General features: G+C 41.8%; 16 protein-coding genes. 12 read left to right on the forward strand and 4 right to left on the reverse strand.

Features of this window, described 5'->3' with window-relative positions; translation table 11 throughout:
- Positions 1 to 48: 48 nt before the first annotated feature.
- The gene (metG, locus tag HWQ37_RS10065) at positions 49 to 1,653 is read right to left on the reverse strand and encodes a methionine--tRNA ligase (protein WP_292746438.1); all 1,605 of its coding nucleotides are present in this window, start codon (positions 1,651 to 1,653) and stop codon (positions 49 to 51) included.
- A 401-nt stretch (positions 1,654 to 2,054) separates the two neighbouring features.
- Between metG and HWQ37_RS10070 the strand changes: the two genes are divergently transcribed.
- The 5 genes from HWQ37_RS10070 to HWQ37_RS10090 all read left to right on the forward strand — a co-directional run bounded on the left by HWQ37_RS10070 (position 2,055) and on the right by HWQ37_RS10090 (position 5,717).
- The gene (locus HWQ37_RS10070) at positions 2,055 to 2,780 is read left to right on the forward strand and encodes a lysophospholipid acyltransferase family protein (RefSeq protein WP_292746441.1); all 726 of its coding nucleotides are present in this window, start codon (positions 2,055 to 2,057) and stop codon (positions 2,778 to 2,780) included.
- Between the two features lie 66 nt (positions 2,781 to 2,846).
- Positions 2,847 to 3,665, forward strand: a complete 819-nt coding sequence (locus tag HWQ37_RS10075; RefSeq protein WP_292746444.1) for an alpha/beta fold hydrolase — start codon at positions 2,847 to 2,849, stop codon at positions 3,663 to 3,665.
- Between the two features lie 152 nt (positions 3,666 to 3,817).
- Complete coding sequence (locus tag HWQ37_RS10080; protein ID WP_292746447.1) at positions 3,818 to 4,054, forward strand: hypothetical protein; 237 nt, start codon at positions 3,818 to 3,820, stop codon at positions 4,052 to 4,054.
- Positions 4,051 to 4,398: a type II toxin-antitoxin system PemK/MazF family toxin gene (locus tag HWQ37_RS10085; RefSeq protein WP_292746450.1), complete on the forward strand. Its 348-nt coding sequence runs from the start codon at positions 4,051 to 4,053 to the stop codon at positions 4,396 to 4,398. The genes HWQ37_RS10080 and HWQ37_RS10085 overlap by 4 nt, the downstream gene beginning before the upstream one ends.
- A 152-nt stretch (positions 4,399 to 4,550) precedes the next feature.
- On the forward strand, positions 4,551 to 5,717 hold the full coding sequence (locus HWQ37_RS10090) for an EcsC family protein (RefSeq protein ID WP_292746453.1): 1,167 nt from the start codon (positions 4,551 to 4,553) through the stop codon (positions 5,715 to 5,717).
- A gap of 215 nt (positions 5,718 to 5,932) precedes the next feature.
- On the opposite strand, the gene HWQ37_RS10095 is transcribed toward HWQ37_RS10090, so the two are convergent.
- Positions 5,933 to 6,415 (reverse strand): cupin domain-containing protein, encoded by a 483-nt coding sequence (locus HWQ37_RS10095; protein WP_292746456.1) that lies wholly within the window; start codon positions 6,413 to 6,415, stop codon positions 5,933 to 5,935.
- A gap of 306 nt (positions 6,416 to 6,721) precedes the next feature.
- Between HWQ37_RS10095 and HWQ37_RS10100 the strand changes: the two genes are divergently transcribed.
- From HWQ37_RS10100 to fabD, 4 genes are all read left to right on the forward strand, one after another.
- Positions 6,722 to 8,203 carry a leucyl aminopeptidase gene (locus HWQ37_RS10100; RefSeq protein WP_292746459.1) on the forward strand — a complete coding sequence of 494 codons (1,482 nt, stop codon included), beginning with the start codon at positions 6,722 to 6,724 and terminating at the stop codon, positions 8,201 to 8,203.
- A gap of 242 nt (positions 8,204 to 8,445) precedes the next feature.
- Positions 8,446 to 9,468, forward strand: coding sequence for a phosphate acyltransferase PlsX (plsX, locus tag HWQ37_RS10105; RefSeq protein WP_292746461.1), 1,023 nt, complete (start codon positions 8,446 to 8,448; stop codon positions 9,466 to 9,468).
- 134 nt (positions 9,469 to 9,602) lie between these two features.
- Positions 9,603 to 10,595 carry a beta-ketoacyl-ACP synthase 3 gene (locus HWQ37_RS10110; protein WP_292746463.1) on the forward strand — a complete coding sequence of 331 codons (993 nt, stop codon included), beginning with the start codon at positions 9,603 to 9,605 and terminating at the stop codon, positions 10,593 to 10,595.
- A 101-nt stretch (positions 10,596 to 10,696) separates the two neighbouring features.
- Positions 10,697 to 11,578 carry an ACP S-malonyltransferase gene (fabD, locus tag HWQ37_RS10115; protein ID WP_292746465.1) on the forward strand — a complete coding sequence of 294 codons (882 nt, stop codon included), beginning with the start codon at positions 10,697 to 10,699 and terminating at the stop codon, positions 11,576 to 11,578.
- Here fabD and HWQ37_RS10120 read toward each other — a convergent pair.
- Both HWQ37_RS10120 and HWQ37_RS10125 read right to left on the reverse strand, forming a co-directional pair.
- Positions 11,575 to 13,752, reverse strand: a complete 2,178-nt coding sequence (locus tag HWQ37_RS10120) for an ATP-binding protein (RefSeq protein WP_292746468.1) — start codon at positions 13,750 to 13,752, stop codon at positions 11,575 to 11,577. The genes fabD and HWQ37_RS10120 overlap by 4 nt on opposite strands.
- A gap of 178 nt (positions 13,753 to 13,930) precedes the next feature.
- Complete coding sequence (locus HWQ37_RS10125; protein WP_292746469.1) at positions 13,931 to 19,309, reverse strand: ATP-binding sensor histidine kinase; 5,379 nt, start codon at positions 19,307 to 19,309, stop codon at positions 13,931 to 13,933.
- 134 nt (positions 19,310 to 19,443) lie between these two features.
- On the opposite strand from HWQ37_RS10125, the gene HWQ37_RS10130 reads away from it, so the two are divergent.
- From HWQ37_RS10130 to HWQ37_RS10140, 3 genes are all read left to right on the forward strand, one after another.
- Complete coding sequence (locus tag HWQ37_RS10130; RefSeq protein ID WP_292746471.1) at positions 19,444 to 20,082, forward strand: lysophospholipid acyltransferase family protein; 639 nt, start codon at positions 19,444 to 19,446, stop codon at positions 20,080 to 20,082.
- An 81-nt stretch (positions 20,083 to 20,163) separates the two neighbouring features.
- Complete coding sequence (locus tag HWQ37_RS10135; RefSeq protein ID WP_292746474.1) at positions 20,164 to 21,201, forward strand: AI-2E family transporter; 1,038 nt, start codon at positions 20,164 to 20,166, stop codon at positions 21,199 to 21,201.
- 105 nt (positions 21,202 to 21,306) lie between these two features.
- Positions 21,307 to 21,603, forward strand: coding sequence for a DUF2288 domain-containing protein (locus HWQ37_RS10140; RefSeq protein WP_292746476.1), 297 nt, complete (start codon positions 21,307 to 21,309; stop codon positions 21,601 to 21,603).
- Positions 21,604 to 21,672 lie beyond the last annotated feature (69 nt).

The following is a 21,672-nucleotide window of genomic DNA, read 5'->3' on the forward strand; positions in this document are numbered from 1 at the left end:
ATTTTGTGAAAAAATAAAAAATTGAACAAAATCAGAGTTTGATAAGGACTAATCGTTTTTCGGGGGTTCTATTCGCTGAAAAACAGGTTGGGGTGTACCCAACTGTTGTTTGCTCGATAGTAGTCCCCATGTAGCATGGGTGGCAAAAGGAGCATTAACTGAACTTTGTATGCGATCGTTAAAGTTTATTCCAAAGCCCAGCTGCTGATAAATATCGCTGCTGATGTTCGGAATAATTGGGGATAGCAGATAAGCTGCTAGTCTAACTGATTCTAGAACTGCGTAGAGAACCTTTTCCACCGACTCCTGCTGTCCCTGTTTATATAATGACCAAGGAGCTTGTTCATCAATAAACTTATTACTGGCTTGTGCCAGCGAAAGTATGGCAACACAGGCTTGACTGAAGGCTAGCTCCTGGTATGCTTGTTTTACCTGTTCCCCTAGACATAAACCAATTGTTTTCAAAGGATTTTCGTCAGGAATCCCTTCATTGCCGATTGATGGGACTTTATTCTCAGCACAGTACTTCTTCACCATGCTCAAGGTGCGATTGAGCAAATTACCTAAATCATTTGCCAAATCTGCATTCAGAACATTAATGAACCTAACTTCATTAAAATCTCCATCCTTGCCAAATTCGATTTCCTTAAGGAAGTAATAACGAACGGCATCACTACCATAGCGCTGAACTAAGGCCACAGGATCGAGGGTGTTACCCAGACTTTTGCCCATCTTCTGCCCGTCTTTAGTCAAAAAGCCATGGCCAAATACTCTCTCTGGTAAGGGTAAGCCAGCCGACAACAGCATTGCTGGCCAGTAAACTGCATGGAAGCGTAGAATATCTTTACCAATTAGGTGCAGGTTTATCGGCCACCATGTTTCTAAAGCATTTGCTAAAGTCGGTTCTGCATCTGGTTCAAGTAATGCTGTCACATAGCCTAGCAGCGCATCAAACCAGACATAGAGAGTGTGCTTGGGATCAGTTGGTACGGGAAAACCCCAATCTAGATTCACTCGTGAAATGGAAAAGTCTTGTAGTCCTTGATTGACAAAGCTGAGGACTTCATTCCGCCGACTTTCTGGTTGAATAAAATCCGGTTTAGATTGATAAAATTCTGTCAGCTTAGTTTGATATTTCGATAAGCGGAAAAAATAGTTTTGTTCGTCTCGCCACTCCACTTCTTTGTTAGTATGAATTGGGCAACGGTGTCCTTCTAGCAGATCCCGTTCTTCTTTGAATTCTTCGCAGGATACGCAATACCAGCCTTTTTGTTGTCCTTGGTAGATATCACCAGATTCCCAAACTCGCTCAAAGAATTCTTTAACGATCGCTTGATGACGAGGTGCAGTAGTCCGACTAAAGCGATCGTATTGAATGTCTAATAATTGCCATAAACTGACGAAACTAGGGACAATTTCATCACAAAATTCTTGTGGTGCTTTGCCTAAACTTTCTGCCGAGCGCTGAATTTTTTGCCCATGTTCATCTGTACCTGTAATTAGTAATACCCGATGCCCTAGTAACCTCTGAAATCGCGCCACTACATCGGCGGCGATCGTCGTGTAAGCACTGCCTATATGAGGGACATCATTTACATAATAGAGAGGTGTGGTCAGTGCAAATGTCAATTCTTTTTTATTCACTAGATTCATGCAAAATAAAAATAACTTATTAAAACGTTTTACATCTTAGCTTTTGTCGGCAAAACCAGGTAATTATACAACATTATTAGCATTTTTTCCAATAACATCTTCATACTAGCAAATTTATCAGGTCAAGAATTGTTTTTTAATATGCATCAATTCAACTCATTTTTACCTATCAACTCATTTTTACCTATAAAGATGGAAATTAACTAATCATAATTTTTTTGAATAGTTTCTATTAGATATTCTTGTGATGGAGAATACATAATCGAGCATAGATAAAATTTAGTTGCTTTTGTAGCAGATCGGATATTTCTATCTTAAGACGGTCATGGCGCTAGTAAAGAAATGTAAAAATTAAATTTAAGATAAACTGCCATATTTACCGGAAACTATATTGATTAGGTATGAGTGGAAATAGCGCCCTAGAGATTTCTCGCGCTTTGGTGGCGGCATTCTCAACGCAAATGTTCCGCTATTACCAAGATCGCATTCCCCAGGATGCTAGCGTGTTGGTAGTCAGCAATCACCGCAGCTTTATGGATGCACTGATTTTAATGGCGGCGTTATCGAGTCCGATTCGTTTTGCTTGTCATCACTACATGGGACAAGTGCCAGTCATGCGGGAGATTGTCACCGGACAATTAGGGTGTTTTCCCCTGGAGGAACATCAAAACCGCCTGCAAAGCTTTTTTTCGCAATCGCAGGTGCTATTGCAGTCTAAGCAGATGGTAGGAGTCTTTCCAGAAGGGACTGAACCAATGGTGAAATTTACTCAGCCAAATCATCTGGGTGAGTTTCATCGGGGATTTGCTCATTTGGCATTGCGAGCCGATGTGCAGGATTTAGCTATTTTACCCATAGCGATCGCCTCCTTAGAAGAGGTAAACACCAATGGCTTACCCTTAAGGCTTTTGAGTCTATTTGACCCATCAGAACCTTTATTTAACCAAGGTGGTTGGCATCCTGTGGTAATTTATCGTCGGGTTGCGGTGTTAATCGGTCGCCCTTATTGGATTACGCCCCAACATCATCAAAAATATCATGGCAAACAGGCTAGAACTGTTGTGGCTGAACTGACGGAACACTGTCAGGGCGAAATTAGCAATTTACTGCGTCAAGGTTGCTATTAGAATCAAAAGCACGGAAGCTTTAGATTAGCAACAATCAGCAGTTCAAAAGTTTTATATCAATGACCAATGACTACCACAGAAGTTGAGCTAAACCCTTGTTTCCTGACTCCTAAACGAGTCCAGCCAGAGTATCCGCTATTGGTATATTTGCCAGGAATGGATGGAACTGGTCAATTATTGCGATCGCAAACCGCAGGATTAGAAACTGGCTTTGATGTCCGTTCTTTGGCGCTACCCCGGAAAGACCTTAACACTTGGGATGTCCTAACTAAGAGTGTATTGGACTTGATCGACGCTGAATTAGAAAAAAGTTCTCAGAGGCCAGTTTACTTGTGTGGCGAGTCCTTTGGTGGTTGCTTGGCCATGAAAGTGGCAATCCAAGCACCCCATTTATTTAAGCGAATTATCCTAATTAATCCAGCTTCGTCCTTTCATCTTCGCCCTTGGTTGAGTTGGGCATCCCAGTTAACTTACTTAGTGCCATCAGGATTGTATGATGTTGGCGCACTAGGCTTGTTACCATTTTTAGCATCTTTGTCACGCATTTCTCCGAGCGATCGCCACGATTTGCTAAAAACTATGCGTTCTGTCCCAGTAGAAACCGTTCTTTGGCGGTTGTCTTTACTGCGAGAGTTTCATATTGATGAGGAACAGTTAAGTCGCTTAACTCAACCAGTTTTGTTGATTGCCGGTGCTAGCGATCGGCTTTTGCCTTCTGTAACTGAAGTCAACCGGATAGCAAATATCATACCAAATAACAAGGTTGTAGTGTTGCCCCATTGCGGACACGCTTGCTTGCTAGAGCAAGATACTAATCTCTATGAAATTCTTAAGGATAACGACTTTTTAGAAAGTCAAGCTGACAAAGATAGAGTTAAAAAGTAAAAAGTGTGCTACATATAAATTCAGAGAGTTCACAACCTTGATTTTACATTCTTTGGTAAGAAAGGAAAGTAAAGTACATCTAATATCTCGTCACATTCAAATAATATTTGCATTCTTAAAAAGCTTAACCACATATTTTTGGAGACTCTCAAATGCTTGCTCTCAAAGAATTTCTCAGCTTAGAATTAGACAAATTGAATGAAGAACAACTCAAACAAGTTAGTGATTTTATTGCCTTCCTCAAATTCCGCAGCAGAAATATTAGCTGGCAAATAGATAAAAATCAAATGGCTGCTCTTTACAGTGAATTTGCCCAAGAAGATCGTCAACTAGCGGAGGCAGGATTAGATGAATATGCAGAACTACTTATACAAGAAGATTTGAAATGACGGTTCAACGAGGTGAAGTATGGCTAGCCAATTTAGACCCTACCAAGGGTTCTGAACAAGGAGGCACAAGACCAGTTATTCTTTTTCAAGATAATATTGTTGCCGAATTCTCCACCACCATCATCACCATTCCTCTAACAACAAATTTGCGTCGTGCATCTTTGCCAACCTGTTTATTAATTCAAAGTGGTGAAGGTGGATTAGAACGGGATTCAGTTGCTCTTTGCCACCAATTGCGGGTAATTGATAAAACAAGATTGCAAATAAAACTGGGCATTCTGACTCCAGAAATCCTGACTATTTTAGAAGGTAAAGTGTTGTTGACATTAGGTTATCAGTTGTAAAATTAGAACCTCTGTCATCCATCTTATGTCTATAGTTCAAGCTCAGAATAATTCCTATTTGTTCTGACGAATTGTACTTATCGAGAGATGTCAAAGCCCCTCAAAATTCGCTACAACCAAAAGAGAGAGGCTTTACAAGATGGTGTCAAGCAATGGCAGACAAACCCCAAAAAACAGAGGTGAATAAATTAGTTAATTCACCCAGAGAAACTTCAGAAGTAGGAATTCCGGGTCAATCATCAATAGAAAATGAACCGTCTATAGTAGAGTCTTTAATTAAAACTGTTGCTGAGACTGGCCAAACAATTTTAGATACAGCGATAGTGGTGGGAGAAGCGATCGCAAAACAAACACACAAGTTAATTGAGCAAACAACTCAAACTAGTGGTCAGGCTGTGAATCACCTTAGCGAAAATTGGCTAATTAGAAAACTATCTGGAGTATTAAATCTCAATTGGCTGATTAATGATACTAACCTTGTTGATTTAGAACAAGCAGAAGCGGCGGTAAACAAGCTCAAAAAACAATATCCAAATGAATCACCCAGCCAGCTTGCCCACCGAATCATGGTGGAAAAAGCAACTAAAGCAGCCACGGTTGGATTAGCTACTAGTTTTTTGCCAGGAATAGCAGTGGCATTGTTGGCAATTGATTTAACAGCCACAACAAAATTGCAGTCAGAAATGCTTTATCAAATTGCATCTGTCTACGGTCTAGATTTAAAAGATCCTGCCCGTAAAGGTGAAATTTTGGCAATTTTTGGTTTGGCTTTGGGTGGAGGACGTTTGTTGAAAGCTGCGGGGTTAGGCTTGCTGCGAAATGTGCCTTTAGCGGGTGCTGTTATTGGAGCTAGTTCAAATGCGACGATGATCTATTCATTGGGGTATGCTGCTTGTCGATTTTACGAAACCAAGCTAGATGAATCTACTTCCTTGGCATCGCCGCAGACATTGGCAACATTAAAAGCCGAAAGTGAAGAGTATCTAGAAAGTGCGATCGCTCAACAAGCTCTCATGGATCAAATTTTAGTTCATACGATCCTAGCTAGTCATCCCGAAAAGACTTGGCAAGAAATTCTACCAGAATTAAAAGCTCTAAACCTCAGTCCTACTTCGTTGGATGCCATTGCCGAAAATATCAAATCGCCTAAGCCTTTAGATGTATTGCTCAATCAATTGAATCGGGATTTTGCCATACCCTTATTGGCTCAATGTTACAAAATTGCCCAGCTTGATAATCAGATTACAGCACCTGAGCAAAAAATCATAGCAGCGATCGCCAGCAAATTTGATATTGATACAAATAGAATTGGGGCATAGGGCAGCATAGGTAAAAAAGTGGAGTTCATGCTTTATTAACGAGTCTTTGATACTCGTTAATAGAGTTCTTAAAGACTCATTAATAATGAGTGCTATTTATACTAATTAGCTAAATATCTGCTTAATTCCGCAGAACAATTTTTACATTACTCAAGTTTGTGAGATAGTGAGGCGCGGGTAATCGAGGTTTCGATTGAGGAAATGCATTCTACATGTTATGCCTTCTTACCTGCTACTGGTTCAGCTATATTTTCCATATCGACCAGATTCCACTTTAAGCCTTTGCTCCTATATATACGCTTTTGCAAATTTGGATAGTCACCGATATCATGGTCTAGCCTTTGACCAACTACTATACATTTGAATATAGAATTGCCCGTGTTTTTCAGCTGGTGCGGCTTACCACCAGCGCGATATCCAATAAAATCTCCTGCTTTAACTGGATAAACGCTTTCTCCAATTGTTGCCTCAGCTTCTCCCTCAAGAACGTATACGCACTCTTCTTCGTGATAGTGCATATGAAGCTCCGTTGATTCACGTCCAGGCTCTACTTCAATGATGTGAAAACCGATATTTTTTAAACCTGTCAAATCTCCTAAAGACTTATTCAGTCTGCGAGCATTGGAGTTGAGAAAATGTGTTTTTTCTAGTCCTTCATAAGACTCAATCTCTTCTTTGGTGACTAAATACTTTTCCATTTCTTGATACCAAGGTGCTAAGAAAATTTGATGGTGAACAAGCGAGGGGCTTAAAGATGAATTAAGGCGGCAGTTAAAACAGGTTCAAGGGTTCCATGTCAGCAGAAGCGATGCCTACGGCGGTAAACTACGCTTCTATTTGTGGATGGAATTATATCATCACCTCGTTATTAAGTGCAACTTCATAGAGAATTGGTATAACCCCTGCTCCCCCAATGCCAATGCCCCATCCCCACTCCCCTCAGCCTGAAACCAGAATTTTGAGCAATACTGGTACAGGAAGGAATATTTACACAAAATCCCAAAATGAAAATTCAACCTAGTGATAAGCCTTTGCTAGAGTGGGCAGGAGATAGTTTAGCAATTGGATTATTTGAAGATGCAGTGGAGTTAACCGGAGAACTAGCTACTTTAGATCAAAAGTTTTCTGGGGTCTTAAAAGAACTGATTGCTGAAGAAGAATTTAAAGGTAAAGCCAATAGCACTATTTTTACCCGTGTGAATGCTGGTAGCCCAGTGCGGAAATTGATTTTGGTAGGTTTAGGCAAACCAGATGCACTAAAACAAGATAATCTGCGTCGTGCGGCTGCGGCTGTAGCTAGGGTAGGAAAAAAGCAAAAAAGCAAAATTCTGGGTTTTAGTTTTCCATTATGGAACAACGATCCAGCAGCAAGCGCCCAAGCGATCGCAGAAGGTGTGGAATTAGCACTTTATCAAGATATTCGCTTTAAATCCGAACCCGAAGAGAAAGGTTCACAAATAGAAAGTGTAGATTTACTGGGTTTTGGTGGACAAGAAGCCGCCATCACCCGCGCAAATCAAATTGTTTCTGGGGTAAATTTGGCACGGCAGCTAGTAGCAGCACCAGCCAACGCAGTCACACCAATCACTTTAGCGGAAACTGCTCAAGCGATCGCTAAAGAACACGGTTTACAACTGGAAATTCTGGAACGAGAAGACTGTGAAAAATTGGGCATGGGTGCATTTTTGGGAGTAGCCCAAGCTTCCGATTTGCCACCGAAATTCATTCACCTAACTTACAAGCCAGAAGGTACACCCAAAAAGAAACTAGCAATTATTGGCAAAGGTGTAACCTTCGATTCCGGCGGACTCAACATTAAAGGTGCTGGTAGCGGCATCGAAACCATGAAGATGGATATGGGCGGTGCAGCTGCCACTTTAGGCGCAGCAAAAGCAATTGCTCAACTCAAGCCAGATGTTGAAGTTCACTTTATTTCGGCAGCGACTGAAAACATGATTAGCGGTCACGCTATGCACCCTGGAGACATTCTCACAGCATCAAACGGCAAAACAATCGAAGTAAACAACACTGACGCTGAAGGACGTTTGACCCTAGCAGATGCCTTAGTGTATGCCGACAAATTGGGATTAGATGCGATCGTTGATTTAGCTACCCTGACTGGTGCTAACGTCATTGCATTAGGCGATGATATTGCTGGTTTGTACACTCCTGATGATGCTGTAGCCTCTCAAATAGAGAAAGCTGCCCAAACTTCAGGAGAGAAGATTTGGCGGATGCCAATGGAAGAAAAATATTTTGAAGGCTTAAAATCTGGTATTGCGGACATGAAAAATACAGGGCCGCGTCCAGGTGGTGCAATTACCGCCGCTCTTTTCCTGAAGCAATTCGTTAAACAAACCCCTTGGGCGCACATAGATATTGCTGGCCCAGTCTGGACAGATAAAGAAAATGGTTACAACGGCGCAGGGGCAACTGGCTACGGCGTTCGGACGCTAGTTGATTGGGTGCTGGGTGCTGGTGAGTAAGAATTTTAGATTTTAGATTTTGGATTTTAGATTGAAATTTAATCCAAAATCTAAAATTCAAAATCCAAAATTGAATTGCCCCATGCCCAATGCCCCATGCCCAGTACCCAAATTCGTGCTATCTTGAGCTTGCCAGCAAAAATTGTTGCAATCGTAACAGAATTAATTTGGCGGTCAGAAAGTTAAGCTTTTTCGGCAAAGCCATCTGGTAAAATTTGTAAGGTTTCTAGAAGCTGTGAGCAATGGGATCGACTCGTGTACGGATCGCAATTGACGCAATGGGAGGGGATCACGCACCCGGCGAAATCGTTGCTGGCGCATTGCGGGCAAGAGAGGAATTGGGTGTAGATGTATTGTTGGTTGGTGATCCCCAACAAATAGAAGCTGCCTTGCCATCAAAAACAAGTTTAGGGCAGGTAGAGATCGTGACTGCTGAGGAAGCGATCGCTATGGATGAGGAGCCTTTAAATGCAGTTAGACGCAAACGCAAGGCTTCTGTGAATGTGGCGATGGATTTAGTCAAGCAGCAAAAAGCCGATGCCGTATTTTCTGCTGGCCACTCTGGGGCGGCTATGGCATCAGCTTTGCTCCGCTTAGGACGATTGCCAGGAATCGATCGCCCAGCGATCGGGACAGTTTTTCCGACGATTATTGCTGGTAAGCCAGTGCTAGTACTTGATGTGGGCGCAAATGTAGATTGCCGTCCCAAGTTTTTAGAGCAGTTTGGCGTTATGGGATCGGCTTACAGTCAGTATGTCTTGGGTACAACTGAACCCAAGGTGGGTTTGCTGAATATCGGCGAAGAAGACTCTAAAGGCAATGATGCAGCCGTCCGCGCTCATCAACTACTACGCGAAAATTCCCAAATTAATTTTATTGGCAATGCTGAAGGGCGTGATGTGCTTTCCGGTCGCTTTGATGTAATTGTCTGCGATGGCTTTGTGGGCAATGTATTATTAAAATTTGCCGAAGCCGTCGGAGAAGTGATTCTGCAAATCCTACGGGAAGAATTACCCCAAGGATTGCACGGTCAAATCGGTTCAGCACTCTTAAAACCCAACCTGAAGCGGGTTAAGCAGCGAATGGATCACGCCGAACACGGCGGCGCTTTGCTGTTAGGCGTGGCCGGAGTCTGTTTAATTGGTCACGGTAGTTCACAAGCACCTTCAATTTTTAATGCAATTCGCATGGCAAAAGAAGCTGTTGACAATCAGGTGATACAACGAATTCAGTCCCAATATATCTTAGAGCGCGAGAGCGGTTAGTCATTGGTCATTGGTCATTGGTCATTGGTCATTAGTCATTGGTCATTGGTCATTGGTTATTTGCAAAGGACAACTGACAAAGGACAAATGACAACTGACAAAAGACAAAAAGCTGATAGTTTGGGGGATTAGGAGTGCAAAACTTAGGCGTAGCAATTATCGGAAGCGGCTCGGCAGTACCAGCAACTTCCCTACACAACCAGACATTGAGTGAACTAGTTGAAACATCGGATGAGTGGATAACCACAAGAACGGGAATTCGTCAACGTCGATTAGCTCTGCCCTCTGAGTCCTTAAGTATACTCGCTACTGCCGCCAGCAGTCAGGCGATCGCAGCTTCAGGAATTAAACCAGAAGACCTAGACCTGATTCTACTAGCGACTTCCACCCCTGATGATTTGTTTGGTACTGCTTGTCAAGTACAGGCTCAATTGGGAGCCACCAACGCAGTCGCCTTTGACTTGACCGCAGCCTGTTCCGGCTTTGTGTTTGGTTTGGTGACAGCAGCCCAATACATTAGAACCGGTGTCTATAGAAATGTACTGTTGATCGGGGCAGATATCCTCTCTCGCTGGGTAGATTGGGAAGATCGGCGGACTTGTGTATTGTTTGGTGATGGTGCTGGGGCAGTTGTCTTACAGGCTGCCAAAAGCGATCGCTTATTAGGATTTGCACTTAAAAGCGATGGTACTCAAAACCATTACCTCAACCTTGCTTATGCAGGTGCTTCCCAAGAACTGCTGACTGATGTAAATATCACCAAAGGCACTTACCAACCGATTACGATGAACGGCAAAGAAGTCTACCGCTTTGCTATCCAAAAAGTGCCAGAAATAATTGATAAAGCCTTGTTTCAAGCTAACATCAGCGTCGATCAAATAGATTGGCTGATATTGCATCAAGCCAATCAGCGAATTATCGATGCCGTTGCCCAACGCCTGAATATCCCAGAACATAAAGTTATTAGTAATCTCGCCCAGTACGGCAATACCTCAGCTGCTTCCATCCCCTTAGCTTTAGATGAAGCAGTACGACAAGGTAAAATTAAACCCAATGACATCGTTGCTGCATCGGGCTTTGGTGCCGGTCTCACCTGGGGCGCGGCAATCTTTCAATGGGGAAGATAATCTATTGTCCTTTGTCATTAGTCCTTTGTCCTTTGTTATGCACTAATAACCAATGACAAATGACAAATGACAAATGACCAATGACCACTGACTATTGACAAATGACAAAAACTGCATGGGTGTTTCCCGGACAAGGTTCTCAAACGCTGGGAATGGGAATGGATTTACTAGATATACCAGATGCAAAAGACAAGCTTGCCAAAGCTGAGGATATTTTGGGCTGGTCTGTAACTGAAATTTGTCAAACACAAGAGGAGAAGTTATCACAGACGCTATATACTCAGCCAAGTCTTTATGTGGTTGAAAGCATTCTGGCTGACCTGCTTCGAGAACGAGGCCACCAGCCAGATTTAGTTGCTGGTCACAGTTTGGGAGAATATACTGCCCTTTATATAGCGGGTGTTTTTGAGTGGTCGGCTGGTTTGTATCTGGTGAAGCGGCGTGCAGAACTTATGGATAGTTCTGTCGGTGGGATGATGGCAGCTTTGATGAACTTTGACCGCGAAGAGTTAGAAAAAGTCATTTCCCAAACGCCTGATGTGGTGATAGCAAATGATAATAGTTCGGTTCAGGTGGTCATTTCCGGCACGACTGAGGCTGTACAAGCGGTGATGACTCAAGTTAAAGCCAAACGTGCGATTCCCCTAAAAGTTTCTGGAGCATTTCATTCACATTTAATCGCACCAGCAGCTGCGGAATTCCAAGACATTCTAGAATCTGTGGAATTTCAGCCAGCTATTGTACCAGTTTTGTCTAATGTAGAACCAATTCCGTCTATTGATGCCAAGATTTTAAAGCAACGTCTGAACAAACAAATGACCGGTTCGGTAAGATGGCGAGAAATTTGTCTACAATTAGCAGCTAACGGTATCGAGCGAGTAGTAGAAATTGGCCCTGGTAAAGTGTTAACTGGCTTGATTAAACGTAATAGCCCTGATTTAATATTAGAAAACATCCAAAGTGCTGCTGATTTACCTGTTTAATTTTTTTTCGCTTCTATCGGTAGGGTTACGACAAATTCTGCGCCCAATCCTTGCGTGGAATTACAATCAAGTTTACCTTGATGTAGTTCAGTCACAATTTGATGGCTGATAGATAAACCCAATCCAGATCCTTTACCCACATCTTTAGTTGTGAAAAAAGGGTCAAATAACCTTGTTAAAGTTGTGTCTGCAACTCCAAGACCATTATCTGCGATCGCAATCTTGATTTGCTTTTCAGATACCAAGCAAGTATGAATCCAAATTGTGTTGGGATGTGAAGCAATTTCTGTAGGCGAGCGCTGCTGATTTGCATCTTCTAGCGCATCAATGGCATTAGACAGAATATTCATAAACACCTGATTGAGTTGTCCGGGATAGCAGATCACTGGAGGCAAATTAGCATAGTTTTTGATCACTTCTATGGCTGGACGCGGCGATTGATCTTTCAGACGATGTTGCAAAATTAATAACGCACTATCAATGCCCTCATGAATATCAACCGCCTTAAATTCAGCTTCATCTAAACGGGAGAAATTGCGGAGCGATCGCACAATTTCGCTAATGCGATTAGTGCCAATTTTCATCGAAGATAACATCTTAGGTAAATCATCTTGAATAAATTCCAGATCCAATTCTTTAGCCTCAGCTTGAATTTCGGCGACTGGATTGGGATAGTGATACTGATACAGTTGAATAAATTCCAACAAATCTTGGGTGTAATTTTCTGTATGGGTGAGGTTGCCGTGAATGAAATTGACAGGATTATTGATCTCATGTGCCACACCTGCCACCAGTTGCCCCAAGGCTGACATTTTCTCACTCTGGATCATTTGGGTTTGGGTACGACGTAGTTCTTCAAGTGTCTTTTGTAAGGTTATTGTCCGCTCCTCAACCCTTAGCTCTAATGCATTATTTACTTGTTCTAGTTGGATGAAAGAAGTCTTTAACTGACTTGCCATACTGTTAAAAGAACTAGCAAGTCCTCCCAATTCATCTTGTCGCATGGTATCGAGATCGATCGCAAAGTCACCGTTAGCAAGTTGGTTACTCGCGGCGGTTAATTGCTGGAGGGGTTTAGCGATTTGTTGTTGCAACACCGACAAGAGCAACAACACTTCAAGCAGCAACGCCACTGCACCAGACATTAGGATAAATTGAGCCGTATCCCATGCTGCCCCCGATAGCAGTGATTTCGGATAGACGGTGACAAAATACCAATCTGGGCCTTGTAAGCGTGTCAATGCCAAGTATTCATGGTCTTGGCTATTTTCAAGGACGTGGGTTTTGGGTTTAGCGTTTGTTACTAGCTGAAAAATGCGGTTGAGATGGCGATCGCTGATTGTATCGATTTTGAGTTGACCTTGAGCTTGCTGAATTTCCGCAGTCCGTTGGGGGTGGACAATTAGACGACCGTCTGCGCGAAAAACTAAATTGTAAGTGCCTGGTAATTGATCCTGGATCGTATGCTCCATAAGTTGGGTTAACACCACATCATGTCCCACAATACCCAAGAAGCGATCGCCCTCATAAACAGGTACAATTGCCGAAACCATCCAGAGATTAACACTTGGATCAAGATAAACACCTGTCCACTTCGGCGATCGCGCAGGGTTATGTTGAGGATCGGCAATATAAAAATATTCTTGTTTCGAGTTGTCAATATCAGGCGGTGTTTCCAAGGCGATCGGGACTCCTTTCCAGTAGTTAACCCCTATATTTTCTGGTGTCAGGAAATAGGTATCAACAAACCGATTAGACCAAGCAGCACCGTAGGCACTAATCACTGTGTTAGCCGTTAGCACACGCTGCTTTAGTTCTTCAGTGATTTGCACATTTCGACCAATTAATGATCCAGCATATCGAGTCGAATCAAAGTCTTTGAGCGGTCGATTTTGGGGAAAATTGCGTCTGGTACCATCGTTCCAGGAAAAATACTGCTGTTCAAATTCAGCCTGGAAATCAATATTAGTGGGTTGCTTGAATTCCAGCAAAAGGCGATCGCGCAGCAAAGTGAGGTTATCTTGTGCAAGTTGAAAGATGCTGCTTTCTAGCTCTCCCCGTGCGCTGATGTACTTTTCTAGCTGCGTTTTGGTCTGGGCTTCCAAACGGGATATGACATGGATATAGCTCACCCCAGCAGACACGAGTACCACCACAGTTACTCGCAGTGCCATATTAATTAGCGTTTTGTGGGTAAGTGACGTAGGGCGATTCTTGACGACATGAACAGACTTCAAAGACCACTGTTTCTTAAGGATTTGTCTAAGTTGGGTAAGCATGGAGTAGCAGAGATAAGTATTTAGGCTGAAGATTTCCTGAAAGTTCCTATGGATGTACAGATGGATCTATATGCTACAGAGGTAGCTGGATTACAAATTCAGTACCTTCACCTAGTTTAGAATCTACCTCAATTACTCCGTCATGTTTTTCTTCAACAATTTGATGAGCGATCGCTAATCCTAATCCTGTACCTTTACCCACACCTTTTGTAGTGAATAAGTGGTCAAATATCTTTTGTTTGACTGATTCATTCATTCCCTTGCCATTATCAGCGATCGCAATTTTTACGCCTTCATTTTCTACTAAGGTTTTAATTATAATTCGGTTGGGATTTTGTTTAATTTCCTCAAAACTCCGTCCCGTATTCGATTCATCTAGCGCATCAATGGCATTAGCCAAAATATTCATAAATACCTGATTTAATTGCCCAGGAAAACATTCAACCTGGGGTAAATTACCATAATCATTTATCACTTCAATTGCTGGACGTTCTTCATTAGCTTTCAAACGATGTTTGAGAATTAAAATTGTGCTGTCGATACCTTCATGAATATTAAAAGGCACTTTGTAATCTTTATCGGCACGAGAGAAAGTGCGAAGACTAGTACTGATGTTGCGGAGGCGATCGCACGCCATCGTCATAGAATCAATTATCTTGGGTAAGTCTGATAAGCTATAATCCAAATCAATATCTTCGGCATGGTTTTTGATTTCATCACTGGGATTTGGTAGACTTTCTTGATAAAGTTTTAAATGTTCAACAATATCTATAACGGTGGGTTTAGCTTGTTTGAGGCTGGCATAAATAAAGCCCAAAGGATTATTCATTTCATGGGCTACTCCAGCAACCAAATTACCCAGTGCTGACATTTTTTCACTTTGGACAACTTGTAGTTGTGCTTGTTGTAAATCATGTAATGCTTGCCCAGCTTCTTGATAGAGTCGAGCATTCTCTAGAGATATTGCGGCTTGAGATGAAAGAAGGTGAATGACGCTGAGGCGATCGCTAGTAAAAACCCCTTGAGTCAGTTTATTTTCTAGGTAAAGAATTGCAACCATCAGCCCTTGATTGATAATCGGGACACACAACACACTCTGAGGTTGCTGTGATAACATATATTTCCCAATTACCCCAGGAATATCTGTTTTGCAATTGTCTATAACAACTGTTTGTTGAGTATTTTTGACGTAATTTATAATTTTTACGGGAATATCTTGACAATTGTCGAGTGATTGTGATTTGAGAATGGTTTGTATTTTCTCACTATCGATAAAGGTAATTGCTTGGACTTGCCAAGTATCTTCTTGAGGAAGCAGCAGTATACATTTTTCCGCGCCAGAGTTTTCGAGGATAATCTGGGTAAGGCTGGTGATGAGTGTATGTAATTCTAGAGAACTAGAAATAGCTTGAGCGGCTTTCAGGATAGAGGTAAAATCTAGGGCATTGGAAATACTGGTACTGTCGCTAATAGAAGTACGAGGGGATGAAGAAGTCCCAGTAAAGCCAATAGTTTCTAAGGGGTTGAAGTTGATTCGTTGCTGTTGCAGAATGGGTTGTAGTAGATGAGAATAGCATTTTTCTAAGTCATCAACTTTAGCTTTTGCTCCCCAACGGGCATAACAATAATAAGCTTCTTGCATATATGCTTGGGCGACTTTTTCTTTGCCCCAGTTGAGGTAGAATTTAGCTGCAAGTTCGTTAGCTAAGGCTTCTTCGTTAACATACCCGTTAGCTTTGGCTCCAAAAATGGCGCGATCGTAATATTCAATTGCGGCTAATTTACTGTCTAAAACCCGCCAACGCTCCGCCTCGACTAAATCATATTTGTGTTGAAAATTCATCGGCGCATGATATGCCCAATTCTCCATTTTTGCTTGATTTGCCTGGACTTTTTCTAAGATTTTCTGACTGCGATCGCCATCATCATAGAGAGCCAGTTGTGTCAAGGTATCATAGAAGCAAAAAACCGGTACATCGAGCATTCCCGTAACACTGTTTTCATATTTTTCTGCTTCGTTGGCATTGTCTAACGCTTCCGTATAGCTACCAAATAAGTAGCAGAGAATTAACTTGTAAATGTAGAAAAAATACGTTCCCGTTCGGTTATTTACTGCCATCTGCTCCAGTGGGGCAGTATCTTCATTGTAGGCATCTCCCACAAGACGGCAAGGATCTTTAGCCTCACCAAGTAAATTAGCAATGGCTTGTTGCAGAATTGTCAGATAGTCTAGTGCGGCGGCTTGGTTAAGTTGTGCCATGCGATCGCAGACAACGGCGATTTTTGGTAAAAGGGTAGCTAGATCGTCCCCAAGGTACAAGGGATGCTGAAATTGTTTGAAACCAGAATAACCTGCAAATTCTAAATCGCCGTTTTCTAACCCTTTTAAGTAGGCTTCTTGCAAAATTGGCAAGGTTTCTCGAACGTGTTTTTTGCCATATTTTGTACAAAAGCCAACAATATAGTAAATCTTGGATTTTTGCTCATTCCCATTCAGTTTATCTACCAACTGTAAAGCTAAATCACCAAATCGGTATCCTGACTCAATATCTTGAAAAACGCCGTTGAGAATTAATCCATAAGTTCCGTAACCAACCGCCGAGTCAGGAGAATTTCCAAACTGGAGGGAAAGGTTGACTTGAGATGCAACAATCAAAGGAAACAAAGCAGGAGCAGCTAGAAAAGCCGGAGCAGCCATACTAGACAACATCCTCATGGCGGCTAGCTTTGAGGCATCAGTCATCAGAGGCAGATGAATTAAATCTTCAATATTGATGCTGGCTAATTGAGCAGCAGTCGCTCCCATAACTTGCTGAATATCTTCACCAGTCGGAGATTTGGGAATAATGACTGCCAATTCTTTGAGAACTTGTAAGCCAATCTCTACTGCTGCCAATTGTTGATTGTTCACCATCTTGGCTTGGATTTTTATTTCATAGGCTTTCACTTTATCTAAAATCGTGGTTGCTTGTTGCAGTATGCGATCGGTCAATTCCTCTGTCTGCTCAAACTCACCGATTAAGCAAGCCGCTTCTGCTGCTAGTTCATGGAGAGATAAAATTAGTTGATATTGACTTTGCCAACTCTGCGGGGATAACAGGCTTAACCCGATCGCCCCATACCTCAAAGCCGGTTCGTAGGCGGCGGAAGCTTTGGCTTTGCATCCGGCTTTGAAATTGAGACTAGCTAATTCATCCCGATCTTGATGTTGCGTGAGTCCATCAATCGCTGCATTTAACTGGTTGACAATATCAAAAATTTTGGCATCTTGTTCTTCGACTGGTGTGTGACGCAGCAGTAGTTGCCCAATCGCCCAATGGGTTGCTTGTTTTTGCTCGTCTGGAATCAGAGAATAAGCAGCTTGCTGGACGCGATCGTGTAAAAACCGATAAGTTGGATTGGCTGCTGGATGATAAACCGATACAGTATCCGATTGCGTAAAGAATTTGTAGATTTCTGTAGTTGGAATTATCAGCCCTTCTTGCAATGCTTTCCACAATGCGATCGCTGCATCTTCTAGAGATTTTTCGGAAACGATCGCCAGCGTATTTAAATCAAACTGCGCCCCAATGCAAGCCGCCAGTTTGAGCATATTTTGAGTTTCAGTAAGCAATTTCTGCAATTGCAATGCCATAAACTCAACCACATCATCGGTAATTGCTAAAGCTCTGACTTCAGCAATATCACAGTGCCAATGGCGTGCTTCCCAGTCAAAAGTAATATACTTATCTTCATGTAATACTTTCAGAAACTGGGTGATAAAGAAAGGATTACCCTGAGTTTTTTGGTACACCAATTCGGTCAACGGTTGAGCAAGGGATAATTCGCAATTCAGCGTATCACTTACCAACTGATTCAGATCCACCACACTTAACGATTGCAAGTTAATTGTATTCACCCTCGCCCCAGTTTTGACGATTTCTTCTACAGTGAGAATGAATGGGTGAGCCGGTGACACTTCATTATCTCGATACGCACCCAAGACTAATAAATGTCTAGTCTTTTCCATCAACAATTGCAGCAATTTTGGTGAGGCTGAATCTGCCCACTGCAAGTCATCCAAAAATATCACTAAGGGATGTTCAACGCTTGTAAAAACTTGCACAAATTTCTGCATCAGCAGATTAAATCGATTTTGGGCTGCACTCCCTGATAGTTCTGTGGCTGGGGGTTGAGCGCCAACGATCCGCTCTAGCTCTGGAATGACATCGATTAAGATTTGACCACTATCACCAACAGCTTCTAGAATTTTCGTTTTCCAGACTTGGAGTTTGGCGTTAGATTCTGAGAGGAATTGCCCCATTAAGTCTCGGAAGGCTTGGACAAAGGCACTCAAAGGAATGTTGCGCCCAAATTGGTCGTATTTGCCTTTGATGAAGTAACCACGTTGACGCACAATTGGCTTGTGAACTTCATTGACAACGGCAGTTTTACCGATCCCGGAAAAACCCGCTACTAGCATCAGTTCGGTGTCACCAAGACTTACCCGCTCAAAGGCATCAAGTAGGGTTTGAACTTCAGTTTTTCGTCCGTAGAGTTTTTCGGGGATGGTAAAGCGATCGCACAAATCTCTTCGCGCAATTTCAAAGCTTTCAATCTTACCAGTTTTTTGGAGTTGAGTTAAACAATTTTCTAAATCAAACTTAATTCCTAATGCACTTTGATAGCGGTCTTCAGCATTTTTCGCTATTAATTTCATCGCAATATTACCAAGAACTTGGGGAATGTCTTTACTATTGCCTACAAGTGGTGGAAGTTTGGCAATATGACAATGTATCAACTCCATTGGATCGTGGGATTGAAACGGTAATTCTCCCGTCAGTAATTCGTAAAAAGTGACACCCAAAGAATAAAAGTCAGTGCGATAATCAATTCCTCGATTCATTCTGCCAGTTTGTTCTGGCGAAATATAAGCTAGTGTCCCTTCTAACACATTGGGACTCATCAGCGTTTGAGTTTCTCGTGGCAGTAAAGATGCAATACTAAAGTCAATTAATTTAACTTGTTTAGTTTCAGGATTAATTAAAATATTGGCAGGTTTAATATCTTTATGAATAATCCGCGAACGGTAGAGTATATCTAAGGTATTGCACAGTGCGATCGCTATTTCTAAAAACTCTTTTAAAGACGTGATATTTCGCGTTTCTGGTGAGGTGAAATAATCTTTAAGAGAAATTCCGCCAAAGTCTTCCATCACCAACGCATAGCCATTCTGGTAAGGTTCCAGGCTGTAGGTTTGAATTATCAGAGGTGAGTTAAGATTTTTAGCGATGGTGTACTGATTGCGAAACGACAAGAGTTCACTAAAACTCGGATAAGGATTTTTCAGCAATTTAATCACTACAGGTTTTCGATCGGTTTCTCGATCGCCGCGATAAACTAGGGTTCTCGAACCGTTGTAGAGTTGTTCGCTAACCTGATATCCAGGAATACTGACTGTAGTGCTAACCATACCGCTAAATCCTCAAGATTTCTAGATTTAGTGTTCCCAGATGGTTGAAGCAATTCATCTCTACAGCTTTTTTGCGTTTGATTTGGGTGTTGCGATCGCGTATGCTAAATTCAGTTTGATTTGTATTATCTTCTGTGGACAAAAACCGCGAACCGTTGATCAGTCTGGCACTTTACCACGCCTTTAAATGGTCAGTCGTCAGCCCGATGCTTCACGCCTACTTTCGGGGTCAGATTTATGGTACAGAAAATGTCCCCCAATCAGGGCCGCTACTGGTAGTGAGTAATCACGCTAGTTACTTCGATCCGCCGATTGTCTCTAATTGTGTACGTCGTCCAGTGGCGTATATGGCTAAGGAAGAGTTATTTAATATCCCCATTTTGGCGCAAGCGATTAAATTGTATGGTGCTTACCCCGTTAGTCGGGGAAATGCCGATCGCAATGCTATCCGTGCCGCTTTACAATATCTTGATAATGGTTGGGCTGTTGGTGTTTTTTTGCAAGGTACTCGCACTCCAGATGGTCGAATTACAGACCCCAAAAGAGGCGCATTGCTGCTAGCGGCGAAAGCAAAAGCCCCAATATTGCCGGTGAGTGTCTGGGGTACTGAAAAGATTTTACAAAAAGGAGCGTCCCTACCTCGCGCAGTTCCCATCACCGTGAGAATTGGTAACTTAATTGATGCTCCCAGTTCCACTAATAAAGAGGAATTGGAAGCGCTGACACAAAAATGTACCACGGTAATTAACGAGATGCATGATTTAGGACGATAAATTAAACAAGTAACAGAATTACGAATTACGTTAGCGTAGCGTTAGCGAGTCATCGAGCGTCATTACGAATTACGAATTATTATGAGCGGCTTTGAAGCCAAGAATTTTTGGGAGCGATTAAATAATCTGGCATTAGTTCGCTTTTTGCTTTTAGTTGCTTCCGGCTGGGCAATTGTACAACTTTTAGCTTATTTTGAAGCGGTCATTGTTATTTTTACATTTGCGGCAATTTTAGCTTTTTTGCTCAGTTATCCTGTACAAGGTCTGCGGCGTTTTTTGCCCCACGGCATAGCTGTTGGTGTCGTTTTTTTGCTGAGTATTGTGATTATAGGCGGTGTGATAATTACTGTCAGCTTAACGATTTTATCTCAAGGACAACAATTAATTAATAGTATCACTGCCTTTTTAAATTCTTTAGTACCTTTAATAGAGGGATTAGAAGGATTTTTACAAAACCGTAATTTACAGATAGATTTAAGTTTTATTGAAGAACAATTGCGGAATCAGGCTGTATCAACTCTTGTTACTAGCTTGGCCATTTTGCAAGGGTTTATGACAAACTTTGTCACCTTTATCTTGATTGCAGTTGTGGCGTTTTTCATGTTATTAGATGGAGACAAACTTTGGAATTTTATTTTAAAAATAGTACCAACACAGCGCCGTAATAGATTTACAAATATCATCAGAAAATCTTTTTTAGGATTTTTTAGAGGTCAGTTATTATTAAGTGCCTTTCTAACAATTTCAACGTTTCTAGTTTTTTTAATATTAAAAGTACCTTTTGCTTTGATATTATCAATAATAGTCGGGATTGTTGATATTATTCCTGGCATAGGAGCGACATTAGGAGTCAGCACAGTTACTCTATTTGTGTTATCTCAAGGTGTTTGGTTAGCATTGAAAGTATTAATAGCTTGTATTGTCCTTCAGCAGATACAAGACAACTTGATTGCACCCCGAATTATGCAAGGTGCGCTGAATCTTAATCCTGTAGTGGTGTTTTTTGCTTTACTAGTAGGGGCTAGAGTAGCAGGATTATTAGGTGTTTTTATATCTATTCCCATCGCTGGAGTAATTGTGTCTTTATTTGAAATTGATGAAATGAAATCTGAAGTTTAGTCATTGGTCATTTGTCATTTGTCATTGGTCATTGGTCATTTGTCAGGAACTCGGAACTAGTGAATAATGTAAAAATGGCCATTTACAAATGAACATTGGGAAGTAATGTCGGATTTAAGAGCGGAATTAACAGAAATTTTGGATGAGGCAGAGTGGGAATGGTTAATTCCTCATGTACAACGAGATGCAGTAATTTTGGTGGCACTTGAGTTAAACTTGGTGGATGTTGGAGTAGCGATCGCCAGCGATAACATCCCATCCGTGGAACAATGGATTGATGAGCAATTGATTACCAAACCCACGACAGTACAAGTGGGAGAATGGAATCTTGAGCGTAGTAAGCGATTTAACACTCTCATCGTTCAACCTTATGTTCTGGCGCAAGAACTAGCCGCCGCTTAACTCAATTCCGTGGATTTTAGAGACTATTGACTAAAGCAAAATTTTCTCCTTTAAGATTTATCCATCTAG

It is taken from the genome of Nostoc sp. NMS4 (assembly GCF_017115095.1).
In the GTDB taxonomy this organism is placed as follows: Bacteria; Cyanobacteriota; Cyanobacteriia; order Cyanobacteriales; family Nostocaceae; genus Nostoc.